21 protein-coding genes are annotated in these 23,952 nt (G+C 60.7%); 13 read left to right on the forward strand and 8 right to left on the reverse strand.

From position 1 onward, the window contains the following. The first annotated feature begins 14 nt into the window (after positions 1–14). Positions 15–1,091 (forward strand): fumarylacetoacetate hydrolase family protein, encoded by a 1,077-nt coding sequence (locus AKL25_RS22700; protein WP_050479979.1) that lies wholly within the window; start codon positions 15–17, stop codon positions 1,089–1,091. Positions 1,092–1,439: 348 nt separating this feature from the next. Beyond that, positions 1,440–2,042: a chemoreceptor glutamine deamidase CheD gene (gene cheD / locus AKL25_RS22705; RefSeq protein ID WP_050479980.1), complete on the forward strand. Its 603-nt coding sequence runs from the start codon at positions 1,440–1,442 to the stop codon at positions 2,040–2,042. Between the two features lie 26 nt (positions 2,043–2,068). Here the strand turns inward: cheD and AKL25_RS22710 are convergent, their stop codons facing one another. Genes AKL25_RS22710 through AKL25_RS22730 form a run of 5 tightly spaced genes read right to left on the reverse strand, consistent with a single transcriptional unit; the run spans position 2,069 to position 5,605 of the window. Beyond that, positions 2,069–2,452, reverse strand: coding sequence for a nuclear transport factor 2 family protein (locus AKL25_RS22710; RefSeq protein ID WP_050479981.1), 384 nt, complete (start codon positions 2,450–2,452; stop codon positions 2,069–2,071). 47 nt (positions 2,453–2,499) lie between these two features. After that, entirely contained in the window at positions 2,500–3,507 is a 1,008-nt protein-coding gene (dctP, locus tag AKL25_RS22715; protein WP_050479982.1) for a TRAP transporter substrate-binding protein DctP, read from the reverse strand. Between the two features lie 57 nt (positions 3,508–3,564). After that, positions 3,565–4,203 (reverse strand): glutathione transferase, encoded by a 639-nt coding sequence (gene yfcF, locus AKL25_RS22720; RefSeq protein WP_083444843.1) that lies wholly within the window; start codon positions 4,201–4,203, stop codon positions 3,565–3,567. Between the two features lie 39 nt (positions 4,204–4,242). Continuing rightward, positions 4,243–4,611, reverse strand: coding sequence for a glyoxalase superfamily protein (locus AKL25_RS22725; protein WP_050480001.1), 369 nt, complete (start codon positions 4,609–4,611; stop codon positions 4,243–4,245). A 46-nt stretch (positions 4,612–4,657) separates the two neighbouring features. Continuing rightward, positions 4,658–5,605, reverse strand: a complete 948-nt coding sequence (locus AKL25_RS22730) for a LysR substrate-binding domain-containing protein (RefSeq protein WP_050479983.1) — start codon at positions 5,603–5,605, stop codon at positions 4,658–4,660. Positions 5,606–5,737: 132 nt separating this feature from the next. On the opposite strand from AKL25_RS22730, the gene AKL25_RS22735 reads away from it, so the two are divergent. Next, positions 5,738–6,130, forward strand: a complete 393-nt coding sequence (locus AKL25_RS22735; protein WP_083444844.1) for a c-type cytochrome — start codon at positions 5,738–5,740, stop codon at positions 6,128–6,130. A 76-nt stretch (positions 6,131–6,206) separates the two neighbouring features. Here the strand turns inward: AKL25_RS22735 and AKL25_RS22740 are convergent, their stop codons facing one another. After that, positions 6,207–8,063: a DUF4153 domain-containing protein gene (locus AKL25_RS22740; RefSeq protein WP_050479984.1), complete on the reverse strand. Its 1,857-nt coding sequence runs from the start codon at positions 8,061–8,063 to the stop codon at positions 6,207–6,209. A 108-nt stretch (positions 8,064–8,171) separates the two neighbouring features. Further along, the gene (gene recG, locus AKL25_RS22745) at positions 8,172–10,313 is read right to left on the reverse strand and encodes an ATP-dependent DNA helicase RecG (protein WP_050479985.1); all 2,142 of its coding nucleotides are present in this window, start codon (positions 10,311–10,313) and stop codon (positions 8,172–8,174) included. A gap of 98 nt (positions 10,314–10,411) precedes the next feature. On the opposite strand from recG, the gene queA reads away from it, so the two are divergent. Genes queA through AKL25_RS24365 form a run of 3 tightly spaced genes read left to right on the forward strand, consistent with a single transcriptional unit; the run spans position 10,412 to position 12,824 of the window. Further along, positions 10,412–11,464, forward strand: coding sequence for a tRNA preQ1(34) S-adenosylmethionine ribosyltransferase-isomerase QueA (gene queA / locus AKL25_RS22750; RefSeq protein WP_050479986.1), 1,053 nt, complete (start codon positions 10,412–10,414; stop codon positions 11,462–11,464). A 2-nt stretch (positions 11,465–11,466) separates the two neighbouring features. Beyond that, positions 11,467–12,594 carry a tRNA guanosine(34) transglycosylase Tgt gene (gene tgt / locus AKL25_RS22755; RefSeq protein ID WP_050479987.1) on the forward strand — a complete coding sequence of 376 codons (1,128 nt, stop codon included), beginning with the start codon at positions 11,467–11,469 and terminating at the stop codon, positions 12,592–12,594. Between the two features lie 29 nt (positions 12,595–12,623). After that, on the forward strand, positions 12,624–12,824 hold the full coding sequence (locus tag AKL25_RS24365; RefSeq protein ID WP_157050738.1) for an entry exclusion lipoprotein TrbK: 201 nt from the start codon (positions 12,624–12,626) through the stop codon (positions 12,822–12,824). Between the two features lie 85 nt (positions 12,825–12,909). On the opposite strand, the gene manD is transcribed toward AKL25_RS24365, so the two are convergent. Then, a complete protein-coding gene (gene manD / locus AKL25_RS22760; RefSeq protein WP_050479988.1) occupies positions 12,910–14,118 on the reverse strand; it encodes a D-mannonate dehydratase ManD in 1,209 nt (402 codons plus the stop codon). Between the two features lie 309 nt (positions 14,119–14,427). On the opposite strand from manD, the gene AKL25_RS22765 reads away from it, so the two are divergent. The 7 genes from AKL25_RS22765 to AKL25_RS22795 all read left to right on the forward strand — a co-directional run bounded on the left by AKL25_RS22765 (position 14,428) and on the right by AKL25_RS22795 (position 23,908). Then, complete coding sequence (locus AKL25_RS22765) at positions 14,428–15,207, forward strand: FadR/GntR family transcriptional regulator (RefSeq protein ID WP_240475843.1); 780 nt, start codon at positions 14,428–14,430, stop codon at positions 15,205–15,207. 378 nt (positions 15,208–15,585) lie between these two features. Next, positions 15,586–16,770, forward strand: coding sequence for a porin (locus tag AKL25_RS22770; protein WP_050479990.1), 1,185 nt, complete (start codon positions 15,586–15,588; stop codon positions 16,768–16,770). Between the two features lie 134 nt (positions 16,771–16,904). Next, complete coding sequence (locus AKL25_RS22775; protein WP_083444845.1) at positions 16,905–18,206, forward strand: ABC transporter substrate-binding protein; 1,302 nt, start codon at positions 16,905–16,907, stop codon at positions 18,204–18,206. A 90-nt stretch (positions 18,207–18,296) separates the two neighbouring features. Beyond that, positions 18,297–19,277 carry a carbohydrate ABC transporter permease gene (locus AKL25_RS22780; RefSeq protein WP_050479991.1) on the forward strand — a complete coding sequence of 327 codons (981 nt, stop codon included), beginning with the start codon at positions 18,297–18,299 and terminating at the stop codon, positions 19,275–19,277. Positions 19,278–19,329: 52 nt separating this feature from the next. Beyond that, complete coding sequence (locus AKL25_RS22785) at positions 19,330–20,382, forward strand: carbohydrate ABC transporter permease (protein ID WP_050479992.1); 1,053 nt, start codon at positions 19,330–19,332, stop codon at positions 20,380–20,382. A gap of 19 nt (positions 20,383–20,401) precedes the next feature. Further along, positions 20,402–21,457, forward strand: coding sequence for an ABC transporter ATP-binding protein (locus tag AKL25_RS22790; RefSeq protein ID WP_050479993.1), 1,056 nt, complete (start codon positions 20,402–20,404; stop codon positions 21,455–21,457). 36 nt (positions 21,458–21,493) lie between these two features. After that, positions 21,494–23,908: a glycoside hydrolase family 31 protein gene (locus tag AKL25_RS22795; RefSeq protein ID WP_050479994.1), complete on the forward strand. Its 2,415-nt coding sequence runs from the start codon at positions 21,494–21,496 to the stop codon at positions 23,906–23,908. Positions 23,909–23,952: the final 44 nt, after the last annotated feature.

A 23,952-nucleotide genomic window follows, 5' to 3' on the forward strand; every position in this document is an offset into this window, starting at 1 on the left:
AAGAGGAGACACGGATGGACAAGAATCGTCGCAACTGGATCAAGGCCGGCGCCTCGGCGGCAGTCGGCAGCATGTTGATGGGACAGAATCCGGCGCGGGCGCAAACTGCGAACAATGGCCAGCAGTCGCTGGTGGTGACGCCGCTGGCCGGCAAGATCGGCATGCGCCTGGCGACGGCGCGGCTGGGTTCTGCCGCGACGCCGCTGATCATAGCGGTGCTCGACGACGGCCGCGTGGTCGATATCAAGAGCGAGGCGCAACGCCAGAACGCGACACTCGGTTTCGATGCTTCGTCGATGCTGGCCTTGGTCGCCAGCGGCAATGCGGGATTTGCCCAGGTGAAAGCTATAGTTGATCGCGCCGCACAACAACCGGGCTTGCCGAATCTCAGCCAGACTAGCCTGATGTCGCCGATTCCGCGTCCCGACCGCAACATCTATTGCGTCGGCTGGAACTACCTCGATCATTTCGAAGAAGGCAAGAACGCGCGCGCCGACAAGGCAGTGCAGAAGCTGCCCGATCATCCGGTGTTTTTCACCAAGGCCACGCATACGATGAACGGCCCCTTCGATCCGATTCCCCATGACATCACCAATTCCAACACCACCGACTGGGAAGCCGAGCTGGCGGTCGTTATCGGCCAGCGCGGGCGCAATATTCCGGAAGACAAGGCGATGGATTATGTCTTTGGCTATTCCGCCTATAACGATACGACCTCGCGCGAAGTGCAACAGAAGCGCCACGGCGGGCAGTGGTTCAAGGGCAAGAGTCTGGATGGACACGGGCCGATGGGGCCGTGGATCGTCACAGCTGCGGGCGTGCAGCTCGACGACGTGCGCGTGATCTGCCGCGTCAACGGCGTCGAAAAGCAGAACGCCAGCTACAAGCAGATGTATTTCAAAATCCCGCGCATCATCGCCGAGTTGTCGCGCGGCATGACGCTGGAGCCGGGCGACATCATCGCCACCGGCACGCCGTCGGGCGTCGGCTTTGCGCGCACGCCGCCGGAGTTCCTTAAACCGGGCGACCTGCTGGAAACGGAAATCACCGGCGTCGGCATCATTCGCAACCCGATCAGGTCGGAAGTCTAGGCAAGAAACATGCAGTAAAGAAACGGCCCGGCATCGTGATGGATGCCGGGCCGTTTTTTCGTGCCGAAATTCTTCCCGCAATAGAGATCAGCGCTGAGGGATCTCGCCAATACGTACTTCTACGTGTGGCAAATTATTCCTGTTTCGCCGCGGCAAATCTTCTCGCTTTGCATGCTGCAACGCCAGCCGGGCGTGCTGTTCCTGCCATCGCGCGCTCGCGTCTGGAGAGCACATAAGGGATTCCCCTATATCGTCAATGCATGCTCGTGCATAAAATCGTTTCAACATACTCAATAAGATGTCACCCTAAGACAATGATCGGTGCCCCACGCCGGAACAGGAAAAACGATGAACGCAAATATCGAGCAGTTCGCTTCCCACGTCTATCACGATCGCAACTTCAATTGCGATACGGCAAAAATTCTTCCCGGCGAATACTATTACACCCACCACGACATGATGATCGTGACCGTGCTGGGTTCCTGCGTATCGGCCTGCATTCGCGATCGCGTCAGCGGCATCGGCGGGATGAACCATTTCATGCTGCCGGACGGCGGCAGCGACGCCGACAGCCCGATTTCATCCTCGATGCGCTATGGCACTTACGCCATGGAAATCCTGATCAACGAAGTCCTCAAGGCCGGCGCCAAGCGCGAGAATCTGGAGTCCAAGGTCTTCGGCGGCGGCGCGGTGTTGCGCGGATTCAATGCGATCAACGTCGGCGAGCGCAATGCGGCTTTCGTCAGGAGTTATCTGCGCACTGAAGGTATTCGCGTGGTGGCGGAAGACCTGAACGACATCTGGCCGCGCAAGGTGCATTACTTCCCGCGTTCGGGGAAAGTCCTGGTCAAGAAGCTGAAGTCGGCCGATCCGGCGCTGGAAATGAAAGAACGCGATTACGCCGGCAAACTGGCCAAGAAGCCAGTCGGCGGCGACATCGATCTGTTTTAATCTGTTTTGATCAGCAGGAAAATTTCTCAATACTTTTCTTCTACGAGCGGCACGCGCTGTGCCGGATCGTAGAAGAAGGTTTCTTCGGCGATGTGCTCGCCTTCCCAGCGCTGGTACGCCAACTCTTCCATTCGCGTGACGGTACCGTCCAGCCATTCGAAGCGGAAGATCCAGCGGATCACCACTTTGTCGCCTTCCACGAATACCGGCCGTACGCACTTCGATTGCAATGATTTCACGCGCGCCATGACCTTGCGTTCATTGGCGACGTGCGCGTCGCGGCCGAAGCGCGGCGGATTGCCGTTTTCCTGCATGGTGGAATCTTCGGCGTAGAACTCTTCCACCGCCTCAATGTGCGCATTCGCTTCGACGCGAGCGATGAATTTTTCCAGCGTGTCTTTGCTTGGCATCAGGGTCTCCTCAATTTTTCCGGATTTCCGGCGGTTCTTTACAAGGCTTATTTTGCCTGCAATACCGCCGCGCAGCTTGCTTTGATCTCGCTATTTTTACCTTGCTGCCACCAGCTGTCGGCCTGCTCCTGGCCCGCCTTGCGCAGCGCCAGGCGCATGCTTGCCGCCGGTTGCAGGTTCAATTGCATGTTGTGTTCCTTCATGCGCGCGTAGTTGTCCTGGATGCGGTTCTTGACGTTGGCCCAGTTGGCGTCGCTGGTGGCCCGGGCGGCTTGCGTCAGGATGGCTTGCTGCGCCGGCGTCAGTTTGTTCCAGGCATCGTTGTTGATGATGGTGTAGCTCAGCGGGATGGCGTAGCTGATCGCGGTGAAGTTGGGCAACTGGTCCCACAGGCGATTGCCGGCGCCGCCGTCGCCCGACGACAGCACGGCATTGAGTTCGCCCGAGGCCAGTTTCGGACCGACGGCAGAGAACGGCAGGTTGACGCTGTTGGCGCCGACGCGCTGGAACACGCCGCGGCTGTTGTCGTCATAGGTGCGGATATGGAGCGTCTTGACCGCCTCGACATCCGGCAGCGGCTTGGCCGACCAGATGCCCGACGGCGGCCATGGCGTGGCGTACAGCAGGCGCATGTTCAGCGCCGCCAGATGGCGTTCCAGTTCGGGCTGGGTGCAGGTGAAGAGCGATTGCGCCTGTTCGAAATCGTCCACCACGAAAGGCAGCGACGACAGCAGGAAGAACGAATCGCTGCCGCCCAGAATGCCGGCGAAGAGCGTGCCGATCTCTGCTTTACCGCTGCTCACGGCGCTGACCTGGTCTTTGCCCTTGTAGGGATTAGCGGCTTCCTGCAGCGTGGCGACGGCGATGTCGCCCTTCGACAATTGCTTCACCGCTGCGGCAAATTGCAGGTCTGCGCTCGCCGTGATCGAGGTCGCCGGATATTCGTTAATTAATTGCAGCGATGCACTTTGTGCGGCGACCGGCCCGGCCTGCAGCAGTAATACCGAGATAGAAACAGCGAGGCTGCAACGTTTCACCAATACGGAAAGAGACATGGGAATTCCTCTGGTTATTCTTGTTAGCGGATCAAGCCGCACGAGCAGGGAAGACGATTACAGTACTGTCGGTCGTTCCAGCGCCAGCCAGCGTTGCACCGACGGACGTTGCCATTGGCGCTGCGCGTAGGCGATCAGCTTGGGCGGCAAGGCATCGCCGTGCAAGGCCAGGCGGTTGAGCATGACGGCAAGGTCGGTGTCGGCAATACACCATGGTCCGAACAGATTCTCGGCGTCTTCGTTCAGCAAGGCATCGACGCCGTCGATCAGTTTGCGGGCGGCAAACTGTGCGGCGGTCGACAAGGGATCGTACTTCTTGCCGAGGAACACTGCTTCGGTAGGACGTTCTTGCCGTATCGGTCCGAGGTCGCTACGCAGCCAGGCCTGGATTTCGCGGGCTTTGGCCTTTTGACGCGGATCTTGCGGATAGAGCGGCGCCGATCCGGGGAAGCGGTCTTCCAGATATTCGTCGATGGCAGACGATTCCGACAAATGAAAATCGCCTTCGCACAGCGTCGGGACGCGATGCGTCATGGACAGTTGCGCGTACTCCGGCAAGTGATTGTGCTGCAGCGTCAGGTCGACGGTGCGCAGCTCGAAGGGCTGGTTTTTCTCGGTCAGCGCGACGAACGCGGACATCGCATAAGGGCTGAGGAACTGGGCATCAACGTACAGCGTGAAAGACGGCGGGTTCAAATCGATTCCTCCGGAAAAGGTTGGGACGGGGATGATGTATTACTGGTCGTGCATTTGTTCGCAAAAGCGCAGGCGGTTGCCGAAGGGATCGGCGATTTGCATCTGGCGGCCCCAGGGCAGATCTTCCACGCCGGGGCGGGCGTAGGGATAATCTCTGGCGATCAGTTCCTGATGGAAGGCATCGATGCCGTGCATCCGTGCAAAGACGGTCGCGCCCGGCGAGGCGTCGCCGTAATGCTCGCTCAGATGCAGGATCAGGCCGGTGCGGCTGACCTGGAGGTAGAGCGGCGCCCCCGGTTCAAAGCGGTGCTGCCAGTCGATTTGGAAGCCGAGGAAGTCAACATAAAACTCCCTGGCCTTGTCTTCGGCAAAGATGCGAATGATCGGGATTGCCGGCATCAACTGCACGTCTGATTGCACGCAGGAATTCCTTTATTCGTGATGGGCGAGGGCTTCAGCCTTCGGTAACTTCTGCTTCATGCAGCATGTCGACGCCGGGCAAGTTGCAGGACAGCACGGCCTTGCGTACGGTATCGATGGCGGCCTGACGGGTGAAGCTCTTGCGCCAGGCAATCACCACGCGGCGCGACGGCACCGGTTTGCTGAACGGCACATAGCGCACCATGCCATCCTTGGCGTGCATATCCGGCACTGAAGCCTGGGGCAGCACGGTGATGCCGATGCCGGACGACACCATGTGGCGGATGGTTTCCAGCGACGAACCTTCGAAGGTGCGCGCGATGCCGTCGCCGGCGGTCGAGAAGCGCGACATTTCCGGGCAGACTTCCAGCACCTGGTCGCGGAAGCAATGGCCGTTGCCGAGCAGCAGCATGGTTTCTGTCTTCAGGTCCTGGGCCGTGATTTCCTTGCGCTCGGCCCATTTGTGATGCTTGGGCAGGGCGATGACGAATTCTTCGTCGTACAAAGGTTGCACGATCAGGCCGTGTTCAGGGAAGGGCAGCGCCATGATGGCCGCATCCAGTTCGCCCTGGCGCAGCAGTTCGATCAGGCGGGTGGTGAAATTTTCCTGCAGGATCAAGGGCATCTGCGGCACCGTCTCGATCATGGTCTTGACCAGCGAGGGCAGCAGATAAGGGCCTATGGTGTAGATGATGCCCAGGCGCAGCGGGCCCGACAGCGGGTCTTTATTCTGGCTGGCGATTTCCTTGATGGCGGCGGTCTGTTCCAGCACGCGCTCGGCCTGCGCCACGATTTGCGCGCCCAGCGGCGTCACGGATACCTCAGTGCCGCCGCGTTCGAAGATGATGACGCCGAGTTCGTCTTCCAGTTTCTTGATCGCGACCGACAAGGTCGGCTGCGCCACGAAACAGGCTTCGGCGGCATGGCCGAAATGCTTTTGGCGTGCGACGGCGACGATGTACTTGAGTTCGGTGAGTGTCATAGGGGCTTTATAGACTTATGCGAGCTGATATGCGCAGACTATAGCTCATTTGCGGGTGGCATGCAGGGCAGGGGCGGCATGGTAGAGTTGCCGCCAATCGCAGGATGCACAATCGGATTCGCAGGCAAGAACATGAGTAAAAAACAAGTATGGATCCGCGCCTCGGTATTGTTTGCCACGGCGTTCTTTTTGATGCGGCCGTTGCCGTCGGAGGCTGCCGGCGACGCGGTTGCCGGCAAGGCAGCGTTTGCCAAATGCGCCAGTTGCCACCAGATCGGCCCGTCGGCGCGCGCCGGTTTCGGACCGCAGCTCAACGGCATTGTCGGCCGGCCGGCGGGATCGACCGGGGATTATCGTTATTCGGCGGCGATGCAGAATTCGCACATCGTCTGGACCGAAGACAAGCTGCGCGCTTTCATGAAGTCGCCGGGAGATGTCGTGCCCGGCACCAAGATGCGGTTCTGGGGGATCGGCGACGAGCAACAACTCAGCAATCTGGTCGCGTATCTGAAAACGTTTCCCTGAAGCCTGTCCTTGATTCTCTCTGTCCGTCGCCATTCAATGGCCTCCTGCGAGGGAACCTGGACAGGTTCTCTGCTACTTATTTGTCACCGGCTTTGGCGCAATCGACATTCGTCTGTTGCCCGGTGTCCAAGCGCAGGCGCAGGCCGTCAATCTCGAGATCGTGCTGCAAGGGCGCCTGCCATTTCAGCGTCCCCTGCTCGGCTGCCTGGCGTAGTCGCTCGGCACAGGTCGGTGTGGGAATTAGCTTGCCGGCGAATTGCCAGTTGCCGGCGTCGCCGGGAACGAACAAGCTTGGGTTGTTGTGCTCCTCGAAAATCAGCAGTTGCTCGCTGCCGGTAGGATCGGGTTTGACGAGATAGGCATCGCATTGTTGCGTTGGCCGGGTCAGGCATCCCGGCTGGGTCCAACGCTCAGGGGCGTCGCGCCAATCTTGTTTGGCAAACTGCGGAGGCAACTGCCGGTCGGCCGGATGCATGCGGATATTCTTGGTGAGATCGACCGTGACAACGCCGTCGAATTGTTCCGCTTGCCAGTTGTTTTTTGCATGTAACGCCAGGTTTGCTTTTTCACGGATGAGGTCGGCGTGAGCGCCCTCCTTCTGTTCGCTCAGGCGCTGGAGTTGCATGACGCCGTAGCGGTCTCCATCGAAACGCAGGAAGCGATAATCGAAGCGCTCCGGTTCGACCTTGCCGCTCTCGAGTCGATGCACCTGGCTGAGGACCGCGATGCGCGCCGGATCGGCCAGCGGCGACAGCAGCGCCAGAAACACTAGCAGGAGGGCGAAGGCGGCGGCGATGTTGGTGGTCGATATCTGCCGCAAATTGTGCCGCAGCCGGATGGCCGCGATGCCGTATCCGAACGCGTACAGCGCCGCGATCAGTGCACAGACGGCGCCTGCGATGCGGCTGACGGTCCAGCCGTATTCCGCCACACGCAATCCCAGCGAGTACATGGCCAGCAACACCAGCGGCGTCGGCAACAGGCAGGCGATGCGCGTGCACAGAGTGAAGAAGCGCTGACCGCGCTGCTCTGTTTCGCCCAGGCGGTTGCCGTCTTGATATACCGTGTTGACCAGCACTACCAGCAAGCCGGTTGCGCCAAGCAAGACCTGCGATGCCCGACGTGTCTGCCACAAGGGTTCCAGTCCGGTCGCCAGAATGCTGAGCAGGAAACCCGCCACGATCAGCGTCGCCATCGGCAGCAGCCAGGACAGCAGGCTGAGCAGCAGCTTGCGGATGCCGGCGACGATGTGCGGGCGCACGTCGCTCAGATGCAGCGCGAACGAGAACGCCAGCGTTGTGGCCGGGATATGGAACCAGCTTTTCTTGATCAGTGCATCCAGGAAGTCGAGCTTGATCAGCGAAAACAAGGCATTGCCGGTTTCCAGCACGAGCCAGAACAAGCCGGTGAACAGCGCGGCAAACAAAAGCTGCACCAGCAGTTTCCATGCAATTTCAAAATAGCCGCGGTAGCTGGCGATGCGCTTGCCGTCGGCATTGCCGGCCAGGATCATGGCTTGCGCGATGAACAAGCCCGCCACAGTGAGTATGAACAAGGCTGCGGAGGGAGAATGGTTGCGGCTGCCGGCAGATACGCCTGAGGGTAATAGCTGGAACAGATCGGTGCGCCAGCCGTCGTAATAACCGAGTCCGGACAGAACGACGGTCAGCACGCCGAGCCAGATCAGCAGCTTGCGCGCCGGGAGATGGCCGATGGCGGAAATGGCGATCAGCGGCAGGAAGCCGGCCAGCATGACCAGCGCGATGAACAGGGGAGATTGCGTCGATAGCCAGGTCTTTTCGGTTTCGCTGTAATACAGCGCATAGAGCAGCAGTCCCTGGATCAGCCCCAGTACGACGCGCAGGATGCCCGAGAACGCGCTGACCGGCGAACGCAAGGCATCCTGGCTATCCGTGGCGTGATTGCTTGGCATGGAGCCTCCGTGTGAAAGACGTGGATTTCAGAAGCCGCTAATGTCCGCGAAGTGCGGCAAGTTGTAAATGCGCGTGCGCGGCCGGAAGCGGGAAAGTCCGTAATTTCGTCAAACTTTGAGAAAATCTTCCTTGCCGCCCAGCCAGCGCTGCAAATGGGCATCGACGATGGCATCGTCATTTTGTAACAGCGTCTGCGCCAGGTTACGCGCTTTTTCCACCAGCCACTGATCGGTCGCAAGGTCGGCGAAACGCAGCAGGGCTTCACCGGACTGGCGCGCGCCGAGGAATTCGCCGGGGCCGCGGATTTCCAGGTCGCGGCGGGCGATTTCAAAACCGTCGGCGGTTTCGCGCATGGTCATCAGGCGTTGCTTGGCGGTGCCGCCGAGCGGGCTCTGGTACAGCAGGATGCAGGCGCTGGCGGCAGCGCCCCGGCCGACGCGGCCGCGCAATTGGTGCAACTGCGACAGGCCGAAGCGTTCGGCGTGTTCGATCACCATCAGGGAGGCATTCGGCACGTCGACGCCGACTTCGATCACGGTGGTGGCGACCAGCACGTGGATTTCGCCGCGGCTGAAGGCGTCCATGACATCCTGTTTTTCTGCTTGCTTGAGGCGGCCGTGCACCAGGCCGATGCGCAGGTCGGGCAGGGCTTCGGCCAGCATCGAATAGGTGTCGGTCGCGGTCTGCAATTGCAGCGCTTCGGATTCTTCGATCAGCGGGCAGACCCAGTAAACCTGGCGGCCTTCGAGGGCGTTGGCGTGCACGCGCGCGATGACTTCTTCGCGGCGGTTCTGGTCGATGGTGCGCGTGACGATGGGCGTGCGGCCGGGCGGCAGTTCGTCGATCACGGAGACTTCGAGATCGGCGTAATAGGTCATCGCCAGCGTGCGCGGGATGGGCGTGGCGGACATCATCAGTTGATGGGGCACGGTTTGCGGCAGTGCGGAGATGTCTGCATCGGCATCCAGCGCCTTGTTGCGCAAGGCCAGTCGCTGGCCGACGCCGAAGCGATGCTGTTCGTCGACGATCACCAGGCCGAGTTTCTGGAACTGCACGTTGTCCTGGATCAGCGCATGCGTGCCGATGACCAGGCGCGCCTCGCCGGACTCGATGAGCGCGTTGGCCTCGGCCTTTTCTTTTTTCTTGAGGCTGCCGGTGAGCCAGGCGACCTTGACGCCGAGCGGCTCCATCCACGCGGCGATCTTGCGAAAATGCTGGTCGGCCAGGATTTCGGTCGGCGCCATCAGCACCGCCTGAAAGCCGCTGTCGATGGCTTGTGCCGCGGCCACCGCGGCAACCACGGTCTTGCCGCTGCCGACATCGCCTTGCAGCAGCCGCTGCATGGGGAAGGATTCCTGCAGGTCGTGGCGGATTTCTTCCAGCACGCGTTGCTGCGCGCCGGTCAGCTTGAAAGGCAATTGTTTGATGAAGGCCTTGGAAATCTTGCCGACGGTCGGCAATGCGCTGGCGTTGCGGGCGCGGCGCGCTGCTTGTGCGCGCTTGAGCGACAGCTGCTGCGCCAGCAGTTCGTCGAACTTCATGCGGATCCAGGCCGGATGCGAGCGTTCTTCCAGCGCGTATTCGTCGACGTCGGTCGGCGGATTGTGCAGCTCGCGCACCGAGGCTTCGAAACCGCCCAGCTTCAGCTCATCCAGCGTGGCTTGCGGCAGCGTGTCGCGCCAGTCGATGCGCGAGAGGGCGCCGGCAATGGCTTTGCGCAGATAAGCCTGCGACAGGCCTTCGCCGGCCGGATAGACGGGCGTGAGCGCGGTCGGCAGCGGCGCGCCTTCGAGCACGACTTTATAGGTGGGATGAACCATCTCGGCGCCGAAGAAGCCGTGGCGCAATTCGCCGCGCACGCGTACGCGCACGCCTTCGGCCAGTTGCGTGGCCTGGCTGCCGTAGAAATTGAGGAAGCGCATCACCAGCGGACCGCTGTCGTCGGCAATGGTGACGACCAGCTGGCGGCGCGGGCGGAACTGGACGTCGCTCTTGCTGACCACGCCTTCGACCTGCACCACCTGCGTGCCGCGCAGGCTGGCGTCGTGGATGCTCATGACCTGCGTCTCGTCCTCGTAGCGCAGCGGCAGGTGCAGGGCCAGGTCCATGTCCGAGCGCAAGCCCAGTTTGGCGAGCTTGTTTTGCGCCTTCTGGGCATTGCTCAGCGGCGGAGCGCTCTTCGCGGCTTTGGCTGCGGCCTTGTCCTTTTTGACGCTGTCGGCGGAAGCTTTCTTCTTCGGTGCTGGCATGCAGAGAGGTTTCTATGTCGAGAAAGCGTAAAATAGAGGGTTCGGCGCTATTTTACTGTGTTTAATCACAGTATTGCTGCTTCCATTACTTATTTTCCATGTATTCACTTTCCGATTTCGATTTCGACTTGCCGCCCGAGTTGATCGCGCAACTGCCGTTGGCCGAGCGCAGCGCCTCGCGCCTGCTGCAGGTGGACGCGCAGTCAGGCAAGCTCGCACTGACCGACCGCCGTTTCGCCGATGTGGTCGACCTGCTGTCGCCCGGCGATTTGCTGGTATTCAACAACACCCGCGTGCTCAAGGCGCGCTTCTTCGGCGTCAAGGAAACCGGCGGCAAGGTCGAAGTGCTGGTCGAACGCGTGCTCGACAGCCGCAGTGTGCATGCCCAGGTGCGGGCGTCCAAGTCGCCGCCGGCAGGAACGCGCATCCGCCTGGCCGATGCCTTTGACGTGATTGTCGGCGAGCGCTACGGCGAGTTCTACACGCTGCAATTTCCGTCGGATGTGTTCGAACTGCTGGAGCAATACGGCAGCCTGCCCTTGCCGCCTTATATCGAGCACGAAGCCGACGAGTTCGACGAGACGCGCTACCAGACCGTGTACGCCAAGGAACCGGGCGCCGTTGCCGCGCCGACTGCCGGCCTGCATTTCGACCAGGGCCTGCTCGACAAGCTCAAGGCCAAAGGCGTCGATACCGCCTTCGTTACGCTGCACGTCGGCGCCGGCACCTTCCAGCCGGTGCGGGTGGAAGACCTGTCCGAGCACAAGATGCACAGCGAGTGGTACACCATCGGACAAGAGACGGTGGACAAGGTGCGCGCGGTGAAGGCGGCGGGCGGCAAGATCGTCGCCGTCGGCACCACCAGCATGCGCGCGCTGGAGTCGGCATCGCAATTCAGCTCTAACCCCGGCGCACTGGAAGCCGGCAGCGCCGACACGCGGCTGTTCATCACACCGGGCTATACCTTCAAGACGGTGGATCGCCTGATCACCAACTTCCACTTGCCCAAGTCGACGCTGCTGATGCTGGTCTCGGCCTTCGCCGGCTACGACAACATTCGAGCCGCTTACGCGCACGCCATTGCGCAGCAATATCGATTCTTCAGCTATGGCGACGCCATGCTTTTAACTTGTGACGCTTTTAACGCCTAACTATGCTTGAATTTACCCTCCTCAAAACCGACGGCAACGCCCGTCGCGGCCGCGTCAAACTTAACCACGGCGTGGTCGAGACGCCGATCTTCATGCCGGTCGGCACCTACGGCTCGGTCAAGGCGATGTCGCCGCTGGAACTCAAAGAGATCGACGCCCACATCATCCTCGGCAACACCTTCCACCTGTGGCTGCGCCCGGGGCTGGAGGTGATGGCCAAGTTCGGCGGGCTGCACGGTTTCATGGGCTGGGACAAACCGATCCTGACCGACTCCGGCGGCTTCCAGGTGTTCTCGCTGGGCGACATGCGCAAGATCACGGAAGAGGGCGTGCACTTTGCTTCGCCGATCAACGGCGACAAGCTGTTCCTGTCGCCGGAAGTGTCGATGCAGATCCAGCGCGTGCTGAACTCCGACATCGTCATGCAGTTCGACGAATGTACGCCGTATGAAATCGACGGCCGTCCCGCCACGCAAGTGGAAGCGGCACAATCGATGCGCATGTCGCTGCGCTGGGCCAAGCGCTCGCGCGATGAATTCCAGAAGGGCGAAAATCCCAACGCGCTGTTCGGCATCGTCCAGGGCGGGATGTTCGAAACCTTGCGCGACGAATCGCTGGCCGGCCTCAATGAACTCAACTTCGATGGCATCGCCATTGGCGGCCTCTCGGTCGGCGAGCCGAAAGAAGACATGATGCGCGTGCTGGAACACATCGGACCGCGCCTGCCGGCCGACAAGCCGCACTACCTGATGGGCGTCGGCACGCCGGAAGATCTGGTCGCCGGTGTGGCCAGCGGCGTCGACATGTTCGACTGCGTCATGCCGACCCGCAATGCGCGCAACGGCTGGCTGTTCACGCGTTTCGGCGACATCAAGATCAAGAACGCGCGCTACAAGGAAGACACCAAGCCGCTCGACGAAACCTGCGACTGCTACGCCTGCAAGAATTTCTCGCGCGCCTACCTGCATCACCTGCACCGCACCGGCGAAATCCTTGGCGCGCGCCTGAACACCATTCACAATCTGCATTACTACCTGCAGATCATGAAGGAAATCCGCGCCGCCATCGACGACGGACAGTTCACGCAATTCGTTGCGAAGTTCAAGGAAGACCGCGCGCGCGGCGCCTGAGTTTTTCGATCAGTTGACAGGGAGAACGCTTGAAATTGAAATCCGCACTGATCGTATTGATCGTCGTTGCCGCCATCGGCGTTGTCGTCTATCAGAATATGAGGAGAGAGCCAAAGCCTCCTGAAGCGACGGCGGCCAACTGTTCACCGGAGGCGATTCGTGGCGTTGCCAACATTGTTGAGAGATCGGTCATTTCAGCACAATGCGCCAAGCAGACTGGTTCAAAGTAAAAAGATCAGGCAAGGCTTGCAATAAAAAACGGGAAGCACTCAAGTGCTTCCCGTTTTTTTTTGTTTCATGTCCGCGATCGTCGGCTTACCAGTTCCACACCGTGCCGTCGCGCAAACGGCAAGTCGGCAGATACGCACGCTCATAAGGGAATTTGAGCGCCGCCGCTTCATCGATGTCCACGCCCAGGCCCGGCGCGTCGGGCAGCATCAGATAGCCCTTGTCGAAGTAGTAGCCGTGCGGGAAGACCGCGTCGGTTTCCGGCGTGTGGCGCATGTATTCCTGTATGCCGAAATTCGGCACCCACATGTTGAAGTTGAGCGCTGCCGCCATGCTCACCGGCGACAGATCGGTGGCGCCATGGCAGCCGGTGTGCACCTGATACAGCGAGGCCAGATCGGCGATGCGGCGCAGGTGGGTAATGCCGCCGGCGTGGACGACGGTGGTGCGGATGTAGTCGATCAGCTGGTTCTGGATCAGGTCCTTGCAGTCCCAAATGGTGCTCATGATTTCACCCACGGCCAGCGGCGTGGTGGTGTGCTGGCGGATCAGCCTGAAGGCTTCCTGGTTTTCGGCCGGCGTCGCGTCTTCCATCCAGAACAGCTTGAACGGTTCCAGCGCCTTGCCCAACTGTGCCGCTTCGATCGGTTTGAGGCGGTGATGGCAATCGTGCAGCAGGTGATGATCGCTGCCGTATTTCACGCGCACCTTTTCGAACAGGTCGGGCGTGTGGCGCAGGTAGAGCGGGGTGTCCCAGATTTCTTCGTCGGGCAGGCCCTTGTCGGCAGGCTCGTAATACATGTTGCCCTTGCCGACGCCGTAGGCCTTGTCCAGCCCCGGCACGCCGGATTGCACGCGAATCGCCTTGTAACCCATGTCGATGTAATGGCCGACCGCATCCAGCGCTTCGGCATGATCGCGGCCGTTGGCGTGGCCGTAGACCATCACGCCCTCGCGGCTCTTGCCGCCCAGCAGTTGATATACCGGCAGGTTGGCGGCTTTGCCCTTGATGTCCCACAGCGCCATGTCGACGGCGGCGATGGCGGTCATGGTGACCGGGCCGCGACGCCAGTAGCCGCCGCGATAGAGGTATTGCCAGGTGTCTTCGATGCGCGAGGCGTCGCGGCCGATCAGGCAGGGAATGATGTGGTCTTCCAGATAGGATTTGACGGCAAGTTCGCGTCCGTTCAGGGTGGCGTCACCGATACCGTAGATGCCCTGATCGGTTTCTATCTTGAGGGTGACGAAGTTGCGGCCTGGACAGGTCACGATGACCTTGGCGCTGAGGATCTTCATGGATGCGATTTCCTTGTCTCGATGCGGAGCGGCCCGGTTTCTGATGGTCTGGGCGCCCGGTTGTTCTGGATGAATTTCAATGTGGTCTAACCAATATTGATTATGGCACTCCAATTTGCAGGGCGCAATAGCCTGTCAGATCGGTGTCTCTGTCGCCTTTTGTTTTTAAGCCACAGACTGGTGCGTACGGAGATTGACATGGTTAGACCAAAATGAGAGTATCGCTCAAATTGGTAAGCCACTGATTGCTTTGAACGCTGCTTTTCTATACAGTGGATAGACCAATTTAAGTCTAAAAAAGAGGGTTTTATGGCAGATCGTCAGAGTCGATCATTAGCCGCAAACGTGGATAACGTAGCAAAAGACAAAGTAGCAAGAAAAGCAGCGCGTTCAGAATTGTTGGAACCAGTTTCAGCGCCGGAGCGCTCGTATCAGCGCCTGGCGGAACAGATTGCAGATCTGATCCTGCAAGGCGAGTTCAAGGCCGGCGAGCGTCTGCCTTCGGAGCGCAGCCTGGCGGACCGGTTTGAAATCAGCCGCACCTCGGTGCGCGAAGCGATCATCGCGCTGGAGGTGCAGGGACTGGTGGAAGTGCGCGGCGGGTCGGGCATTTATGTGTGCGACGCGGCGACCAAGCCGGTGGGATTCATCCCCGACGGCGGCGCCGGACCGTTCGAGTTGTTGCGGGCGCGCTGGGTGATCGAGTCGGAAGTGGCGGCATTGGCGGCGCAGAACCGCACCGATGCCGACATCGACAAGATCTACACGCAGCTGGCGGCAATGGGGCGCAATTTCAACGACAAGCTGGCCAATGAAGCGGATGACCGGTTGTTCCACATCCGCATCGCCGAAGCCAGCGGCAACAGCGTGATGGCGCAAGTCGTCACGGCATTGTGGGATCAGTTGCGCGGCGTGTTGTGGAAGAAGCTGGAAGAGCATTTCCACACGCCGCAGCTGCGCGAAGCCTCGCTGGAAGAACACCAGAAAGTCTTCGACGCGCTGGTGGCGCGCGATCCGGTCGCAGCACGCGACGCGATGCGCGAGCATCTGGAGCGTGTGATGAATGAATTCAAGAAAGCATGGCGTTAGGATTTTCTCTCGCGTCATGCTGAAAAGGAAGGTCCCGCAGAGGACCTCACACATGACGGAGACGGCAATGAAAACAATCGGCACCAGCACAGACCTGTGCATCCCGGCGTACGCCTCAGTGTGCGCTTTCCCGCCCTTCACATAGGACGCGGTCCGAACTGACCGGCGCTGCGGCAGCAGCGTCTTCCCGTTAATACCACATGGCATGCAGCAGTTTCGTCGCGCTGCGGCGGGAGCATTGTTGCGTCTTCGATTTGTGCGTTTCATAGATGTCAGTTGTCACACAAGGTTTTTGAATCCGGTGTTGCCCCGCAGGGCCGGAATCAATTTAGGGCGGAGCAATACCGCGTATATCCGAGCATAAGAAGAGGAGAAGAAATGAAACTACGACGCAGTTTGGCAATGGGAGGGCTGGCAATTGTCGCGGCAGGAGCATCGGTGCAGGCATCTGCACAGAGCAGCGTGACGATCTACGGCGCGATCGACGATGCGCTGGTCTACACCAACAATCAAGGCGGTCTGCACAATCTGTATCTGCGCACCGGCAACCTGAACGCCAGCAAGATCGGCTTCAAGGGATCGGAAGATCTGGGCGGCGGCTCGCAAGCCGTGTTCACGCTGGAAAACGGTTTCGACGTCAACACCGGCGCCATGAGCTCGGCCAACACGCTGTTCAACCGCCAGTCCTTCGTCGGCCTGGTCAACAATACTTACGGCTCGATGCTGCTCGGCCGTCAGTACACGCCATACTTCCAGTACGTCGGCGCCATCGGTCCTACCAGCGTACTGACCGGCGCGACCGGCGCCCACCCCGGCGACGTCGACGGTCTGGATACGACCGTGCGCATCAGCAATGCAGTGACCTACATCTCGCCGACCTTCGGCGGCGGCGCGCAGATCAGCGCCTTGTACGGTTTCGGTGAAACGGCCGGTTCCACTTCCACCGGCAATGCCTACAGTCTGGCAGGCAAGTACGATGTCGGTCCGTGGAATTTTGCGCTCGGCTTTCAGCGCCTGAAGAACGGTTCCGGTCCGGCCACGGCCTGGAACTCGACTGCTTCCGGCAGCTTCGCCACATCGGCCATCAACAACGGCTATGCATCTTCCGACAACGTTGTGATGATCGCCGCCGCCACGCGTTACACCACCGGCAACTGGATGTTCGGCGCCAACTACGCCAACGCTCAGTACAAGCCAGGCACCGGTTCGCTGTTCTCGCAAAAAGCGACTTTCGATACGCTGGGTGTGATCACGACTTATCAGGCGACACCGGCATGGATGCTGGCGGCAGGCTATAGCTACACCCGCGAGCGCGCCGCCAACGGCATCAACGATCCGGCCAAGTATCACCAGATCGCTCTGGAAGAAACCTACTCGCTGTCTAAGCGCACGGCCTTCTACCTGCTGCAAGCCTATCAGCTGGCGCGCGGCCAGACGCTGGGTAAAGCCGGCGCAGGCAATATCGTCAACGCCGTCGCGGTGGTCGGCGATTCGCAAAACGGTTCGCCGTCGTCAGGACGCAATCAGGCTGTGATCATGGCGGGTTTCCGTCATTTCTTCTGAGTTTGACGGCGTAAGCTTGCGGACTGAAATAGCTTGAGGTTAGCCACTCCGGCCTGCTAAGGTTGGGGTGGCTTTTTTGGCAGAAAATAATAATCAGCAGCTGCTTCTAAGCAGCGCGATATCGTGGAGACAACATGATCGACTCAAAGATGGCCACTGGCCGCAACCGCCATGCCCGGAACCTGTTGGCGTCATGTGCGGCGCTGGTCGCGCTGAGCTGCAGTGTTGCAGCACAAGCAGCCGATGTGCGCGTCATGTGCTATCAGGACGGCAACGAATGCGACGTCACCGCTGAACTGGCCAAACGTTTCGAAGCAAAAAATCCCGGCACCAAAATCATCATCGACAAGGTTCCCTACAAGACCGTGGTCGAGCAGCTCCCCGTGCAGCTCGCATCGGGCCAGGGCCCCGACATCGCCCGCGTGACCGAGATCGGCGGGCTAGCCAAGTACTACATGGACATCGGTCCCTACGTGCAGGATCGCAATTACTGGGAAAAGAATTTCGGCAATACCCTGTCGTGGATGCGCACCAGCGCCGGCGACAAGGGCATCTACGGCCTGATGTCGCAACTGACGGTGACCGGTCCCTACGTCAACAAGACCTTGTTCGAACAAGCCAACGTGCCGCTGCCGGGCCCGAAAGCGACCTGGGACGACTGGGTCGCCGCCACGCGCAAAGTCGCCAAGGCCACGCAACTGGAAGCATCCATGGCATGGGATCGCTCCGGCCACCGGTTTGCCGGTCCCGCCATCAGCTACGGCGCCAAATTGTTCAACGCCAACGGCGATCTGGTCGTCGATGACGGCTATAAAGCGCTGGTGCAAAAATTCGTCGGCTGGAACAAGGACGGCACCATGTCCAAGGAAGTCTGGGCCGGCGCCGGCGGCTCCGCCTATCGCGACGGTTTTGAAGATTTCAAGAACGGCCGCATCGTGATGTATCTGAGCGGTTCCTGGCAGATTCGCCGCATGAGCAGCCAGATCGGCAAAAATTTCGACTGGATCGTCGTGCCCAATCCTTGCGGACCGGCGGCCTGTTCCGGCATGCCGGGCGGCGCTGCGTTCGTCGCACTGAAGGGCAGCAAGTCGCCCAAGGAAGCCGGCCGCTTCCTCGACTTCCTGGCGCAGGAAGACGTCTACGCCGAAATGATGGCCAAGACCGAAAACCTGCCGGCGCATCAGGGTCTGGTGCAGAAGGGCGTCAATTACACCTCGGCGCCGGAAATCAAGGCGGCGCTGATGGCCTTCTCCGCCGACATTCCGCGCCTGTCGCCGCTGGCCTATCGCCTGCAAGGCTATCAGTACAACCGCTCGCTGATGTTCCCAACCGTCACGCGGGTGACCCAGGCCATCGTCGGCGAGATGAGCGTCAACGACGCCATGACGCGGCTCTCCAGCGACATGGCGGAGTCGGTCAGGCAGGCGAAGAAATAAACCTCCCGCCGCGCTGGCCGCATCCCGGTCGGCGCGGCGCGGATGGACTTGCCGTCGTGTCTTGCTGCCGTTTTCTTGTCAGGAGAAGTCGTGGGTTTCATCGCAAGCTGCTTTTTCAATCTGTTTGAACCGTTCTTCCGCATCGGCCAGCGCTGGCTCGGCCTGTCGCGCATCGCCTGGCTGTTCGTCGCGCCCAACCTGATCATCTTCGGACTGTTCACCTTCCTGCCCATCGTCATCAACTTCCACTACGCGATGACCTCCGGCGTGCAGATCATGCCGGCGGCGCGCCCCTTCGTGGGAGCGGAAAATTTTTCCATGCTGTTCGAATGCAGCAATCACTTCGACATCTCCACCTGCAACCAGGATCTGTTCTGGAAAGCGATCGCCAATACGTCGAAATTCACCGTGCTGCAAGTGGTGCTGATGGTGTTCTTTTCGCTGCTGACGGCGCTGGTGCTCAACCGCAAGATCATCGGCCGCAGCTTCTGGCGCGGCGTGTTTTTCTATCCGGTGCTGCTGTCGCCGGTGGTAGTGGCGTTGCTGTGGAAGTGGATATTGCAAAAACACGGCTTGCTCAATGCCGGCCTGATGGCAGGCGGCTACGACGCGCAAGAGTGGCTGACCGACGCCAACTGGTCGTTCTTTTGGGTGATCTTCGTGTCGATCTGGGCGCACATGGGGTTCTACACGCTGATCCTGCTCGCCGGCTTGCAGGCGATTCCGCGCGATGTCTACGACGCCGCCGAGATGGATGCCGCGTCGCCATGGCGCACCCTGAGCCGCATCACGATCCCACTGCTGATGCCCAACCTGATCGTGGTGGTGGTGCTGGCGCTGATTCGCGCGATCCAGATCTTCGACGAGGTGTTCGTGCTGACCGGAGGCGGTCCGGGCTCGGCCACGACCTTCATCGTCCAGTACATCTATCAGGTCGGTTTTGCGGAGCAGATCCATCTGTATGGTCTGGCGGCTGCCGCGTCGCTGGTGCTGGCGGCAGGCATCCTGGTGCTGACGCTGCTGCAACTGAAGCTGTCGCGTGCCGGCGAGGCCGGAAAGAAAAAACGCTGATGACGCTGCAGATCGGAAAGAACATTGACACGAGACCATTGAGACTGCCGGCATGAAAAATTTCCTTACCCGTACCCGCGGTCGCCGGCGCCTGCACTGGACCGACTGGCTCAGCTACCTGTATCTGTTGATGGGGCTGCTGCTGATGTTTGCACCGGTGTTGTGGCTGGTGCTGTCGTCGTTCAAGAGCGAGGCGGCGATCAGCGAATTTCCGCCGACCTTGCTGCCCTACACGCAAAAGATGGTCAAGCTCAGCGGCGCAGCCGATGACGGCAAGCCGCATCCGGTATTCACTGTCAAGGGCGCGGACGGCAAACCGCGCGAAATGGCAGAATTGCGCCGCATGGGCATCATCGCCACCATGGTCGATCCCGCGCAGCCGGGCCAGGAATTGAAGATCAACATCAGGGAACGCAAGCCGGTGCGCGAAGTGAGCGTGGCGACCGGCAACTACACCGAGCTGTTCGGCAAGTTCAACTTCCTGCAAAACCTCAACAACAGCGTCTTCATCACGGTGATGGCGACGGCGATCACCTTGCTGTTCAATTCGATGGCGGCCTTCGCCTTGTCCAAATATCGCTTCACCGGGCAGAAGGCGGTGTTGCTGCTGATCGTGGCGACGCTGATGATCCCGCCCACCATCATCCTGGTGCCGGCGTTCCTGATCGTTTCCGGCGTCGGTCTGTTCAACAGCCTGTGGGGCGTGATCTGGCCGGCAGTGGCGACGCCCACCGGCGTGTTCCTGCTGCGCCAGTACATGCTGACCATCCCGGACGAACTGATCGAAGCGGCGCGCATGGACAACGCCAGCGAGTGGCGCATCTACTGGAAGATCGTGCTGCCCTTGTCGGCGCCGGCGCTGGCGGTGCTGGCGATCTTTTCCGTCATGTGGCGCTGGAACGATTTCCTGTGGCCGCTGCTGGTCTTGTCCAAACCGGAGAATTTCACGCTGCAGCTGGCGCTCAATTCCTTCCAGGGCGAGCTGACCACCGAGTGGCACTATCTGCTGGCGATGACCGTCATCACGCTGGTGCCGGTCACGCTGGTGTTCGCATTTCTGCAAAAATACATCGCCACCGGCATCGCCAGTGCGGGCGTCAAATAGTCAAATCTGGAGCTCAGGAATGGCCACACTGAAGTTGCAACAAGTCGTCAAACGTTTCGACGCCACGACCACGCTGCACGGCATCGATCTGGAAGTGAAGGACGGCGAATTCGTCGTCTTCGTCGGTCCCTCCGGTTGCGGCAAGTCGACCTTGCTGCGCGTCATTGCCGGACTGGAACCGGCGACGTCGGGCCAGGTGCTGATCGCCGGCCAGGATGTCACCGACAGGTCTGCGGCCGAGCGCGGCTGCGCAATGGTGTTTCAATCCTATGCTTTGTATCCGCACATGAGCGTGTACGACAACATGGCCTTCGGCCTGATCAACTCCGGCGTCAAGAAGCCCGACGTATTGAGCAAGGTCAACGAGGCGGCGCGCATGCTGCGGCTGGAAGAGCTGCTGCAGCGCAAGCCTACGCAATTGTCGGGCGGCCAGCGGCAGCGTGTGGCGATCGGCCGCGCCATCGTGCGCGATCCCAAATTGTTCCTGTTCGACGAACCGCTGTCCAACCTCGATGCGGAGCTGCGCATCTCCATGCGCGCCGAAATTCGCGACCTGCATACGCGCCTCGGCACCACCATGATCTACGTGACGCACGATCAGGTCGAAGCCATGACCATGGCCGACAAGATCGTCGTGCTGCGTGCCGGCAAGGTGGAGCAGATCGGCGCGCCGCTGGAGTTGTACAACCGTCCGGCCAACAGTTTCGTGGCCGGCTTCATCGGCTCGCCGCGCATGAATTTCCTGCCGGTGGCGGCGCTGGACGCCAATCTGATCCAGCGGCTGCAATTGCCGGCGGCGGCGCACACCATCGGCATCCGTCCTGAACACGTGGTGCCCGATGCGGCCGGCGCGATCGCCTTGCAGATCACGCAGATCGAGCGCATGGGCGGCAGCAGTCTGATCCGGGGAAAAATCGGCAACCATCAGGACAGCAACTTCGAATTCGTGGTCAACGGTCAGACCAATTTGCAGGAACGCAGCAGCGTGCTGCTGGATTTCCCGACGGCGCAACTGCATTGCTTCGGCGCCGACGGCGCGCGGATCGAACTTGGCATGAAGCGCCACGCAACGTAAAGACTACATATCGCAACAAGCACATCGGATTACGCCATGACTTCATTGCTGCACCCACCGCAATTCCAGCTCGAAAAACAAGACGGTAACCATCTGCGCCTGCTCAGCGACACGGCGGCGACAATCGACATCTTCGTGCTGGAGCACGACATCCTGCGCGTGCGCGTCTTGCCGGACGGCCTGACGCACGGACCGCGCAGCTGGGCCATTGCGCCGGGACAGGAAGACGTGGCGATCGACGGTCGCGACCGTCTCGATCTGAGCGGCTTTGCGCTGCCGGCCTTCACTCTGCGTGAAGAGGCCGGCACGCTGCATGTGCAGACCGAGGACGTGCGCCTTGAGATCGTGCTCAACGGCGGTCGTTGCCGCTGGTCGCTCAGGCGCGACGGCGTCTGGCATACCGTGCTGGAAGACCGCGCGACGCAGGCCTACAACTTCAGCTGGTGGGACGAACGCGTGTATCACTACAAGGCGCGCCGGTCCGATGAAATCTATCTGGGCCTGGGCGAGCGCGCCGGTGCGCTCAACCGCGCCGGCCAGAGCTACAAGATGGTCAACGTCGACTGCATGGGCTACAGCGCGAAGACCACCGATCCGCTCTACAAGCACATCCCGTTCTATCTGACCTGGCAGCCGCAGGCGGCGCTCGGTTTCGGCCTGTTCTACGATACGCTGGCCGATTGCGCCTTCGACATGGGTCGCGAGATGGACAACTACCACGGCCTGTATCGCCATTTCGTGGCCGAGCACGGCGACCTCGATTACTACTTCATCGCCTCTGCGCATTCGCCGCTGGATGCGGTCAAGCGCTTCACCTGGATGACCGGCACGCCGGCCTGGATGCCGAAGTCGGGCCTGGGCTATTCCGGCTCGACCATGAACTACACCGATGCACCCAACGCCCAGGAGCGCATGCAGGAATTCATCGACAAGTGCCGCGAGCACGACATCCTGTGCGACTCCTTCCATCTGTCGTCCGGCTATACCTCGATCGGCGCCAAGCGCTACGTCTTCAACTGGAATCACGAAAAATTCCCCGACATCCACGCCTTCACCAAAAGCTACGCCGACAACGGCGTGTCGCTGTGCGCCAACATCAAGCCTTGCCTCTTGCAGGATCATCCGGCGTTCGAACAGGTGCAGCGCGCCGGCCTGCTGATCGCGGCGCCCGACGGCCAGCCGTCCTGGGTGCAGTTCTGGGATGAGGTGGGCGCCTATCTCGATTTCACCAATCCCGCCACCATAGACTGGTGGAAAGGGCAGGTGACGACTGCGCTGCTCGACTATGGAATCGCCTCCACCTGGAACGACAACAACGAATTCGAAGTGTGGGACACGAAAGCCGTCGCCAACGGTTTCGGCAACTCCTTTCCCGCACACCAGGCCAAGGTCTTGCAAACCATGTTGATGATGCGCGCCTCGCGCGACGCCCAGCGCGAACATGCGCCGCACAAGCGGCCTTTCCTGGTGTCGCGTTCCGGCGGCGTCGGCATGCACCGCTATGTGCAGACCTGGTCGGGCGACAATTACACCTCGTGGGAAACGCTGCGCTACAACATCAGGATGGCGCTGGGGCTGGCTTTGTCGGGCATCTCCAACATCGGTCACGACATCGGCGGCTTCGCCGGTCCGGCGCCGGGGCCGGAGCTGTTGCTACGCTGGGTGCAGCATGGCGTGTTCCTGCCGCGCTTCAGCATTCACTCATGGAACGACGACCGCAGCGCCAATGAACCGTGGATGCATCCGCAGGTAACGGCGCAGATTTCCGATCTGATCAAGCTGCGTTACCGCCTCATTCCTTATTACTACCATCTGCTGTGGCAATGGCATCGCAGCTACGAGCCGGTGCTGCGCCCGACCTTCGCCGAGTTTCCCTGCGACCCGCGCTGCTATGAAGACAGCGACGACATGATGGTGGGCGACGCCTTGCTGGTGGCTTCGGTGGTGGAAGAGGGGCGGACGGAGCGCGCAGTGTATCTGCCCGAAGGCGCGCGCTGGGTGTCGTACTGGAGCGGCGAACTGTTCGACGGCGGCAAGACCGTCACCTTGCCGGCTCCGTGGGAGCAGCCGGTGTTCCTGATTCGCGAAGGCAGCGTGGTGCCGCTGAACGTGGCCGAACAGCATTTCGGCAAGCCGGCGGATCAACGCGCCTTCCTGGTCGTGCCGCCGCAAGGCGTGGCCGAAGTGGAGGGCAGCTGCATCGAAGACGATGGCGTCTCGGAAGCCTGGCGCGACGGCGACTACGGATACTGGCATGTTGTCGCGCGCGGCGACGACAGGGCGCTATACCTGGAGCTATCGTTCAGCGGTCAGTTGGCGCGCCCGCACAGCACAGTGCAAATACATGTGCCGGCCTACGAGAAGCGTCAGATCTCCATTGCCAACGGCGCCTTGCTGGCGCAAGAGCAGATCGGCGGCTGGCTGCAACTGACGATCGCTCTCGCCGACTAAGAGCCGCTGACAAAACACCGCTGGCAGCGTTGCTTCTCCTTGCC

The organism is Herbaspirillum rhizosphaerae (assembly GCF_001189965.1).
Lineage (GTDB): Bacteria > Pseudomonadota > Gammaproteobacteria > Burkholderiales > Burkholderiaceae_D > Herbaspirillum > Herbaspirillum rhizosphaerae.